Origin of the sequence: Pseudomonas sp. NPDC088885 (genome assembly GCF_044750025.1) — a bacterium.
Lineage (GTDB): Bacteria > Pseudomonadota > Gammaproteobacteria > Pseudomonadales > Pseudomonadaceae > Aquipseudomonas > Aquipseudomonas rustica.
Window position 1 is genome coordinate 25,695 of the sequence record NZ_JBIVJB010000050.1, and the last position, 9,623, is coordinate 35,317.

The 9,623-nt window shown below is 59.6% G+C and carries 9 protein-coding genes; 4 read left to right on the forward strand and 5 right to left on the reverse strand.

Annotation, left to right across the window (positions count from 1 at the left end; translation table 11 throughout):
• Positions 1 to 136 precede the first annotated feature (136 nt).
• Positions 137 to 1,135, forward strand: coding sequence for an AraC family transcriptional regulator (locus ACIP1X_RS18630; RefSeq protein ID WP_400754170.1), 999 nt, complete (start codon positions 137 to 139; stop codon positions 1,133 to 1,135).
• 336 nt (positions 1,136 to 1,471) lie between these two features.
• On the opposite strand, the gene ACIP1X_RS18635 is transcribed toward ACIP1X_RS18630, so the two are convergent.
• From ACIP1X_RS18635 to ACIP1X_RS18645, 3 genes are all read right to left on the reverse strand, one after another.
• Complete coding sequence (locus ACIP1X_RS18635) at positions 1,472 to 2,818, reverse strand: ATP-binding protein (RefSeq protein WP_400754172.1); 1,347 nt, start codon at positions 2,816 to 2,818, stop codon at positions 1,472 to 1,474.
• A complete protein-coding gene (locus tag ACIP1X_RS18640) occupies positions 2,815 to 3,492 on the reverse strand; it encodes a response regulator transcription factor (protein ID WP_008079190.1) in 678 nt (225 codons plus the stop codon). Before ACIP1X_RS18640 ends, ACIP1X_RS18635 begins: the two co-directional genes overlap by 4 nt.
• Before the next feature lie 150 nt (positions 3,493 to 3,642).
• Complete coding sequence (locus ACIP1X_RS18645; RefSeq protein WP_159812689.1) at positions 3,643 to 4,248, reverse strand: hypothetical protein; 606 nt, start codon at positions 4,246 to 4,248, stop codon at positions 3,643 to 3,645.
• Between the two features lie 144 nt (positions 4,249 to 4,392).
• Between ACIP1X_RS18645 and ACIP1X_RS18650 the strand changes: the two genes are divergently transcribed.
• Together ACIP1X_RS18650 and ACIP1X_RS18655 are read left to right on the forward strand one after the other, a co-directional pair.
• Positions 4,393 to 5,184 (forward strand): dienelactone hydrolase family protein, encoded by a 792-nt coding sequence (locus ACIP1X_RS18650; protein ID WP_400754175.1) that lies wholly within the window; start codon positions 4,393 to 4,395, stop codon positions 5,182 to 5,184.
• Between the two features lie 152 nt (positions 5,185 to 5,336).
• Complete coding sequence (locus ACIP1X_RS18655; RefSeq protein WP_400754182.1) at positions 5,337 to 6,056, forward strand: 4'-phosphopantetheinyl transferase; 720 nt, start codon at positions 5,337 to 5,339, stop codon at positions 6,054 to 6,056.
• A gap of 117 nt (positions 6,057 to 6,173) precedes the next feature.
• On the opposite strand, the gene ACIP1X_RS18660 is transcribed toward ACIP1X_RS18655, so the two are convergent.
• Together ACIP1X_RS18660 and ACIP1X_RS18665 are read right to left on the reverse strand one after the other, a co-directional pair.
• The gene (locus tag ACIP1X_RS18660; protein ID WP_053122805.1) at positions 6,174 to 7,784 is read right to left on the reverse strand and encodes an ATP-binding protein; all 1,611 of its coding nucleotides are present in this window, start codon (positions 7,782 to 7,784) and stop codon (positions 6,174 to 6,176) included.
• Positions 7,781 to 8,503, reverse strand: a complete 723-nt coding sequence (locus tag ACIP1X_RS18665) for a response regulator (protein WP_159812697.1) — start codon at positions 8,501 to 8,503, stop codon at positions 7,781 to 7,783. The genes ACIP1X_RS18660 and ACIP1X_RS18665 overlap by 4 nt, the downstream gene beginning before the upstream one ends.
• An 853-nt stretch (positions 8,504 to 9,356) precedes the next feature.
• On the opposite strand from ACIP1X_RS18665, the gene ACIP1X_RS18670 reads away from it, so the two are divergent.
• Positions 9,357 to 9,623 (forward strand): ATP cone domain-containing protein (locus ACIP1X_RS18670; RefSeq protein ID WP_400754177.1); only part of this gene is annotated, 267 nt, incomplete at its 3' end.

Below are 9,623 nucleotides of genomic sequence, written 5' to 3' on the forward strand. Positions count from 1 at the left end.
GTCAACGTCCGGCGACTTGAGTGTGGCGGATTTCCGCCAACTCGCCGTTTGTCGTCCTACAATTTGGCGGAAATCCGCCTTGTTGCTCGCATCACCCCCGGCTACCATCCGGCGCCTGAGGAAGGATTTGCCGCATATGCGCGAACGCACCATCGCCAGTCATTTCGCCCGTGCCGCCCTCGGTGGCGCACGCCGCCTGGGTTTCGACTATTCGAGCCTGTTGCTGCAACTGGGCATCAGCCCGGAATTGCTCGACGAACCTCGCGCGCGTCTCGCGCCGGAACAGTTCACTCAATTGATCCAAGGCCTGTGGCTGGTGCTGGACGACGAATACCTCGGTTTCGGCAATGCACCGAGCAAGCCCGGCAGCTTCGCGATGATGTGCCACGCCTCGATTCATTGCCGCAATCTGGAGAAGGCTCTGCAACGCGGCTTATTGTTTTATAGCCTATTCCCGCAAGGCCCGCGCCTGACCCTGAGCCGCGAAGACGAATGGGTGCGTTTGAGCCTCGCCGATGCGCAATTGTGGGATCCGGATCACTTTTTGACTGAAAGCCTGCTGGTGATCTGGCATCGCCTCGGCAGTTGGCTGATTGGCCAGCGCATCCGGCTGGAGCAGGTGACGTTCAGCTACCCACGCCCCGAACACGGCGCGGAATACGATTTGCTGTTTCCCTGCCCGATGACGTTTGCCAGCGATCAGAGCAGCCTGCTGTTTCACAGCCGCTACCTGCACATGCCGTTGTTGCAGGACGAGCGCACGCTCAAACACTTCCTCGAACGTTCCCCCGCTGACTTGCTGTCGCGCCCGGATGACGGTGACAGCCTGAGCAGTCGGCTACGCCGCTTGCTCAGCCGTGACAGTGCGAATTGGCCGGATCTGGAAGCGGTGGCGGCGCAGATGCACATCAGCCCGCAGACGCTGCGCCGGCATTTGCGTGAGGAAGGCACGAGTTTTCAGGAGTTGAAGGATCAGCTGCGGCGGGATATCGCCATCTACCATTTGGGACGGGCGGATTTGTCGTTGCAGCAGATTGCCGAGCAGTTGGGGTTTTCTGAGCCGTCGGCGTTTCACCGGGCGTTCAAGAAATGGACGGGGCTGACGCCGGGGGCTTATCGGGCGCAGGAACAGTGAGGCACCACATCAAAAGCCCCTCACCCTAACCCTCTCCCGGAGGGAGAGGGGACTGATTGGGGGATGCTCGAAATCTCCGCCGACCTGAAACTTCACTGTTGAATCCATATTCAACACAAACCGCTCAGGTCGATCATTTTCCACAGGCACTTAGGTCAGTCCCCTCTACCTCTGGGAGAGGGGACTGATTGGGGGATGCTCGAAATCTCCGCCGACCTGATACTTCGCGGTTGAATCCATATTCAACACAAACCGCTCAAGTCGACCATTTTCCACAGACACTTAGGTCAGTCCCCTCTACCTCTGGGAGAGGGTTAGGGTGAGGGCAGCCCCCAATCACACCGCCGGAAAATGAATCCTGAACGCCGCCCCACCCATCGGTGAATCCCCCAGCGTCAGCTTGGCGCTGTAACTCTCGATGATGTCCTTGACCACCGCCAAGCCGATCCCCTGCCCCGGATGCTGGGCATCCAGCCGTTCGCCACGCTCGAGAATCCGCGCACGCTGATCCGGTGGCACACCCGGGCCATCATCCTCGATGCACAACTCAACCCCGGCATGACTTTCACGCACGCTGATGCGCACTTCGCCCAGACACAGGCGATAAGCGTTCTCCAGCAGGTTGCCCATCATCTCCAGCAATGCGCCCTGCTCGATCGGCACGTAACAATGCTCCGGCAAATCAAACGCCACGCGTACATGTTTGTCGCGATAGACCTTGTCCAGCGTGTCGCAGAGGCTTTTCAGTACCGGTTGCAGACGAACCTGATGGCGCACCAGGCCGCTTTTGCGCAGGCTCGCGCGTTGCAGTTGGTAGCCGATCTGCTGGCTCATGCGTTCGATCTGCGATTGCAGCACCCAGGCCTGATCGCGATCTTCCGGGCGTTGGGCCATGTCTTCGCTGACGCCTTGCAACACCGTCAGCGGGGTTTTCAGGCTGTGCGCCAGATCATCGAGGGAGTCACGGTAGCGGCTGCGCTGCTGGCGTTCGCTGTGCAGCAAGCGGTTGAGCGAGCCGGTCAGGCGCAGCAGTTCGCGCGGGTGTTGTTCGGTGAGGCTTTCGCGGGTGCCGCCTTCGATTTCGTCGAGTTCCTGACTGAGTCGGCGCAAAGCTTTTAAGCCCCAGGTCAGGCCGATCCACAACAGCGCCAGCAACACCAGCAAAGCTGCGCCGAAACCGAGGTAGAGGTTTTCACGCAAGCCTTCGAGGGTGACTTCGTATTCGCGCACCGGTTGCAGCGCGACGATGCTGAACGCCGCGCTTTTGCCGCCGAGCAGTTTGACTTCGACGTCATAGACGAAGAATTCCTGACCGTTGGCCTCACGAATCCGCGCGAACTCGTTGCCGAGGCCGTCGTAGCGCGGTTTGTAGTTGATCTGTTCTTCCTGGGTGGCTTTCGAGCGCCAGACCAAGTGCCCTTCGCGGTCGTAGATGTAGCCGAGCAGGCGGAAGTCGGTGAGGTTGAAACGCTCGTCCGGCAACTGATTCGGCATCACCAGCCGACCGTTTTCAATGCGTGCGGCAGAGATCAGCGTGGTGACGTCCGAGGCCAGCCGTTGTTCGATCGAGTCCTGCAACGCGAGGCTGAACGCGCCCTGCATCGCCGGGAGTAAGGCGAGCATGAACAACACCGCCAACGTGGTGGCGGCGAGCATCAGCCGGACGCGAAGCGAACGAATCAAGTGCAGCGCTCATTGAACAGGTAGCCGAGGCCGCGCACGGTGTCGATCGGTTTGAACCCGGCCGGGCCTTCGAGTTTGCGGCGCAGGCGGCCGACCAGCACTTCGATGACATTCGGATCGCGCTCGTCGTCGTCCGGGTAGAGCTGTTCCATCAAGCGATCCTTGGGCACCACTTGCTGGTGATGACGCATGAGGTATTCGAGGATGCGGTACTCGTAGGCGGTCAGCGCCAGCGGTTGTTCGTCGAGGGTCGCCTGTTTGCGATTGAGGTCGAGCAGCAACGGTCCGGCGACGATGGTCGACTGGGTGAAACCGCTGGAGCGGCGCAGCAAGGCATTCAGGCGCGCGTCGAGTTCTTCGAACTGGAACGGCTTGACCACGTAATCGTCGGCACCGGCGGCGAGGCCTTCGACCTTGTCCTGCCAGTTGCCGCGCGCGGTGAGGATCAGGATCGGAAAGGTCTTGCCGCCCGAGCGCAACTGGCGGATCAGGTCGAGGCCGCCCATGCCCGGCAGGCCGAGATCGATCACCGCCAGATCAAAGTTGAACTGCCCGGTCTGGTATAGCGCCTCTTCAGCATTGGCCACGGACTCGACCACGTGACCGCTCTCCGTGAGACGGGTTTGCAGGTGATGGCGCAACAGCGCCTCATCTTCGACGACCAACAGTTTCATAACGCTCTCCCGGGTAAATCCAGAATCTCCAAAAACACACCTGTAGGAGCAAAGCTTGCTCGCGAAAGCGGTGAATCAGTCAATTAGAAGTCGACTGATCCGGCGCCATCGCGAGCAAGCTTTGCTCCTACAATGATTTCGCTGTCGTCCTCAGAAGTTGTAGTTGGCCGACAGGTAAGTCTGCGCGCTGCTGTTCAGATCCAGCGAGCCTTGTTTGCTGCCGCCGCTTTCTTTCATTTCGGTGCTGGCATTGCTCATCAGGTAACGATAACCGAGTTCCACCGAGGTGTTCTGGGTGACTTGTTGCAACACACCCAACTGGCCGCCGACCGCATAACCGATGTCACTGTCGCGGCTGTAGCCTGGCGAATCCTGAGTCAGTTTAGTCAGACCCGCCGTGGCACCGCCGAACAACTTGGTGCTGCCGCCCACCGGGTAGAACAGATCGTAGCTGCCGAGCAGATTTTCCTGCCGCAGTTTAATGCCATTGTGCGAGCCCGACACGTTGTCGTAGGTGGCGTAGTAGCGACCCTGGCTGTTTTGCTGACCGAGGCGCACGCCGTAAGTGTTGTTGCCATCGATGGCGCCGGTGGCGTTCGGGTGACCGAGGTTGTCGTTCAGCGCGTTGGACTTGTCGATCTTGTCACTGGTCTGGCCGAAAGACAGGCCGGCGAAATTGGTGGTGTCGTCGGCATTGGCCGCGAGGCTGGAGCCCAACAGGGTAAATGCCAGCAGCAGTTTGTTTAAACGAGTCATGGGTATTTCCTCTTTCACAGTGCTGTTTGGGTATGGCGCAAGGTTACTGACCAGCCCCTGTACCGCCCCTGAACCGTCTCTGAACCTGACCTGAACCAAATCGTCTAGGCTGTTTTGACCACTTTCGATAAAGAGACCCCGACCATGCGCCTGTTCCTCGCCCTCACTTTGCTGGCGGTCAGCAGCCTGACTCAGGCAGCGATCAAGACCGAAGAAATTCCCTACCAGAGTGCCGACGGCACCAAGCTGATCGGCTATTACGCTTATGACGACGCTATAAAAGGCGCACGCCCCGGTGTCGTCGTGGTGCATGAATGGTGGGGCCTGAACGATTACGCCAAACGCCGAGCGCGCGATCTCGCCGAGCTTGGCTACAGCGCGCTGGCGATTGATATGTACGGCGAGGGCAAGAACACCGAGCACCCGAAGGATGCAATGGCGTTCATGCAGACGGCGAGCAAGGATGCGGCGGCATCGAGCAAACGCTTCGAAGCCGGTCTGGATTTGCTGAAGAAACAGCCACAGACCGACGTGAACAAACTCGCGGCCATTGGTTATTGCTTCGGCGGGGGCGTGGTGCTGAACGCGGCGCGTCAGGGTGAGCCGTTGTTGGGCGTGGTGAGTTTCCACGGCGCGTTGGCGACCAATACACCGGCGACGCCCGGCAGTGTGAAGGCGAAAATTCTGGTGGAACATGGCGCGCTGGACAGCATGGTCACGCCGAACAACGTCATCGCCTTCAAGTCGGAAATGGACAAGGCTGGGGCCAACTACAAGTTCGTCACGCTTGAGGGTGCCAAGCATGGCTTTACCAACCCGGATGCGGATCGTTTGAGCCATGGCGAACATGGTGGGCCGGATATTGGTTACAACAAAGCAGCGGATGAGAAGTCCTGGGCGGACATGAAAGCGTTCTTCCAGAAAATCTTTGGGTGAGTCAGTAAAGACCGAGATACGGCTTTCGCGAGCAGGCTCGCTCCCACACTGGATCTCTGCCACACACAAGATCCCCTGTGGGAGCGAGCCTGCTCGCGAAAGCTTCACCGCCGATCTCGACCTTGTCTCGACGAACCGGCAAAATGCCTGCCATGAACCTCACCCTCCCCGCCTGCTGCACCCCGCTTGATGCCGATTGGCCGTTGCCCTCGGTGCTGGCCGATACCGTGCTGCTCAGTACTCACTTCGATCCGGCGCAGCTGCTCGGCGATGACTTTCGTCGCAGCGCCATCGAGCCGCCGCCGAGCATTCAGCGTTCGGTGGCCAAACGTCAGGCTGAATTTCTCGCGGGTCGGATCTGCGCTCGGGCGGCGTTACAGCAACTGGAAGGTTCCAGCGTGGTTCCGCCGATTGGCGAAGATCGCGCACCGGTGTGGCCGGCGCATATCTGCGGCTCGATCACCCACAGCACCGGGCGCGCAGCAGCGATTGTTGCCAATAAACAGCACTGGCGCGGTTTGGGCATGGATCTGGAAAACCTGCTCAACGCCGAACGCGCCGAACGCCTCGCCGGGGAAATCCTCACGCCGGCGGAAATGCAGCGCATGGCGGCAGGCTCGCGGGATCAGTTGGCGTTGTGGGTGACGCTGACGTTTTCGGTGAAGGAGAGTTTGTTCAAAGCGCTGTATCCGATTGTGCAGAAGCGCTTTTACTTCGAGCATGCGGAAGTACTCGAATGGACTGAGGCGGGTGAGGTTCGGTTGCGGCTGCTGACGGATTTGTCGGCTGAGTGGTGCAGCGGGACGGAGCTGGATGCGCAGTTTGGCGTGCGGGATGGGCAGTTGTTGAGTTTGGTCAGTATCCACGCCTGAAATCTTTCAACGTCTGTTCAGGCCTCTTCGCGAGCAGGCTCGCTCCCACATTTTGAAATGCATTCCCCTGTGGGAGCGAGCCTGCTCGCGAAGGCGGCATCGCAGCCACCACAAGAATTACCGGCGCTCCTGGTTCCTCGGCCAACTCAAACTAAAACACGCCCCGCCCAAACTCTTGCTCTTGCCAATCAACGCCCGGCCGTCGTGCCAGTGAATAATCCGCCGCACAATCGACAACCCCAACCCGTGCCCGCCCGACGCCCGCGTGCGGCTGTCATCCAGGCGCAGAAACGGCGTGAAGATTTTCTCCCAGGCAACTTCCGGCACACCCGGCCCGTCATCCTCAACGTCGACCCGGCAACGCAATTGCCCGACCTGATAACTCACCGTCACGTTCGAACGGGCATGGCGCATGGCGTTGCTCACCAGATTCTGCAACGCGCGATGCAGATAACGCGGCTCAGCCTCGACCCAGGCATCGTCGTTGTCCGCAGCCGACAGACACAGCCCGCGCTGCACCGTGACCTCGGCGCGCAACGGCGCCAACTCTTCGATGACTTGATTGACCAACGCATCCAGATCAATCCGCTGGAAGGTCAGCGCCGGTGAGCCCTGCTCCAGTCGTGCGTAGGTGAGCATCTCATCGACCAGCTTATCGAGATCCTCGATGTCGTGATCCATGCCTTCGCGGTATTTTTCCAGCGCTTGCGGGGTGGTCGCCGAGCCGATCATTTCCAGACCGAAACGCAGACGCGCCACCGGCGTGCGCAACTCATGGGACACCGCGCGCACCAATTCACGCTGAATCGCCAGCAGTTGTTGCAAGTGCTCAGCCATGCCATTGAACGCCGCCGCCAGCCGCCCCACCGAGTCGGCACCGCGCGCCGGCACGCGAGTTTCCAGACTGCCCTTGGCGATGCGCGTGGCCGCCGCTTCAAGACCGCGTAAACGCCGTTCGAGTTGGCGCACCAGCAAGTAAACGATCAAGCCGATCAGACTCAGCCCGAGCGCGGCGATCAACACCAGCCACTCCGGCGGATAGGGATTCATCTGGTACAGCGGGCCGATCTCTAGCACCCACGGCGTGCCGACCATACCGGCGAACACGCGGATCGAATCGCCGCCCTTGCCCAGCGCCATCACCGTGTCGCCCTCGGCCACGCGGCGGCTCTGGTCTTCGTCCATGTCGGCGTCATCCACCGTGACCAAACGCAAATCGAATCCGAAGCCCTTCTCTTCCTTTATCTGCGCCAGCCGTTTCGGTTGGTCGGCGACCGGCACGCGCACCAGTTCATCGGCGAGCAGGTAAATAGTCGCGCGGGCCAGTTGCTCGCTGATCTGCTGCACCTCGCCTACGAGCACAAGCTGCTCTTTGTCGCTGACCAGTCGATAGACCTTCGCCGCGTGCGGGCCGGTCTGCTCGACCAACGCTTGGCCGCGCTGCACGCGGGTGCGTTGGGTCAGGTCGAGATCGGTGTCAGTAAACTTTTTCAGCGCCAACGGAATCCCCAGCAACCGCTCCCACACCAACAGTGCGCGATGGCGTTCGGTTTCGTTCATCGGTTGCAGGTTGCTGGCCATCAGCGAGAACGTGCCGTGGGCCAGACGCTCGCGGTACTGCTCGCTGCGCACTTGGTTGAGCAGGTTCAGCGCCAGCACGCCGAGCACTGCCACCAGAATGATCGCTGCGCACATGCCGCCGTAGATGCGCAGGAAGATCGAGTTCACAACGGCAGGTCTACGCAGGCTTCAGGGACGAACAGGTAACCTTTGCTGCGCACGGTTTTGATCAGGCGTGGATGGTCAGGATCGTCGCCGATTTTCGGGCGAATGCGCGAGATGCGCACATCGATCGAGCGATCCTGGCCGTCGTAACCGATGCCGCGCAGGGCTGTGAAGATTTCTTCCCGCGAGAGAATGCGCCCGGCGTTGGAGACCAGCAGCCAGAGCAAATCGAATTCGGCGCTGGTCAGTTCGATGCCGTTATCGCTGAGCCAGGCTTCGCGCAATGCGTTGTCGACCACCAACGGGCCGAATTGCAGGCGACGGCTTTTTTCGCTGGTCGGTTCGGGTGAGTCACTGCGTCGCAGCAACGCCTGAATCCGCGCCAATAACAAACGCGGGCGCACCGGTTTGCACACGTAATCGTCGGCGCCGAGGTCGAGGCCCTGAATCTGATCGGCGTCGTCGGTGCGCGCGGTGAGCATCAGGATCGGCCCGTCGTAACGGTCGCGGACTTTGCGGCAGATGCTCAGGCCATCTTCGCCGGGCAGCATCAGGTCGAGGATCACCAGATCCGGTTGTTCGTTAATGATCCGCGCTGCGGCGAGCGCACCGTTGCCTTCGATTTCCACGCGCAGTCCATTGGCTTGCAGGTAGTCGCGCGTGAGTTCGGCCAGTCGCTGGTCATCCTCGACGATCAATACCTGCCAGGCTTGTTGCTCCACCGGTGACCTCTGCTTTCTATTGTTATTAATAAGAAGGAACGTCTGACTCAACACAATTCCCTGTGGGAGCGGGCTTGCTCGCGAAGGCGTCGTGTCAGCCAACCTCTTAGTCATCTGACACACCGCATTCGCGAGCAAGCCCGCTCCCACAGTTTTCAATCCTCCCGTGTTTTTGTCATGTTTCTGGAGGATAAAATCGCGTTCACATGGCCCGATTGTATAAACGGCGTACAGCCAGAACACAAGTCGGTAAATGCGTTCGGACAAGGCGATTTTTTGTGGTAGGGTTCGCGCCCTTAAAAATCCGCTGAAGCGTTTTTCCCGGTGAGAAAACGGTGACAAACGGTCTAGCTCAGCAGGTTCGCGGCCTACACGAGAATTCCACCTTTCTTACACAATTTACGCACAGGTTTATCCACAGGTAGTACGTTGCAACACCCCTCGAAACGCATTATCTTGTAGCACGGCGCAAAAAAAACCCTACATATAGGGTTTTTGACTGAAAAGCCCAACCACATTTCAGACCTGAAACTCAAGCGATTTATTGCCGGTTTCCGGTTGAACCAAGCAAGTTTTCTGAAGACCAAACCGCACTTGCGGATGGCACCGTTTTTCAGGTCGGAAACGACCGAAACGGTACGGGTGTTGCAGTCATTACTGTCACCCGGGATGGAACCCGGCTCGAGCCTTGGCTCGCAGCCAAAAACTTCGGCAGGGACGCGGCGTCATTAGCCTTTTTCCTACTGGTCCGAAGTTGTTATGCCCGACGCCCGTCGGTTGTAGTGCTTCTGGCCAGAACGGTGGGCACCATGATGGTGCCCAAACAAACTAGAGAATGTGGAGATCACCCCCCATGCAAACCGACACAACTCGCGAGAACCCGCAGGGCACCTTGCCGCAGGCCGCTGATTCGAATTCGGATCTGGCAGCCACCGCGCCTGGTCAACTGCGCGTGATCAAGCGTAATGGCACTGTCGTTCCTTACACCGATGACAAGATCACCGTCGCTATCACCAAAGCGTTCCTCGCAGTTGATGGCGGCACCGCAGCCCCCACGTCGCGAATACACCACACAGTTTCCCCCCTGACCCAACAAATCACCCCCACCATAAAGCGTCGC

Excerpts from the sequence above, each read along its gene's own strand:
- ACIP1X_RS18630 (WP_400754170.1), top strand. The coding sequence starts at position 137 with ATGCGCGAACGCACCATCGCCAGTCATTTCGCCCGTGCCGCCCTCGGT.
- ACIP1X_RS18640 (WP_008079190.1), bottom strand. The coding sequence starts at position 3,492 with ATGAAACTGTTGGTCGTCGAAGATGAGGCGCTGTTGCGCCATCACCTG.
- ACIP1X_RS18645 (WP_159812689.1), bottom strand. The coding sequence starts at position 4,248 with ATGACTCGTTTAAACAAACTGCTGCTGGCATTTACCCTGTTGGGCTCC.
- ACIP1X_RS18650 (WP_400754175.1), top strand. The coding sequence starts at position 4,393 with ATGCGCCTGTTCCTCGCCCTCACTTTGCTGGCGGTCAGCAGCCTGACT.
- ACIP1X_RS18655 (WP_400754182.1), top strand. The coding sequence starts at position 5,337 with ATGAACCTCACCCTCCCCGCCTGCTGCACCCCGCTTGATGCCGATTGG.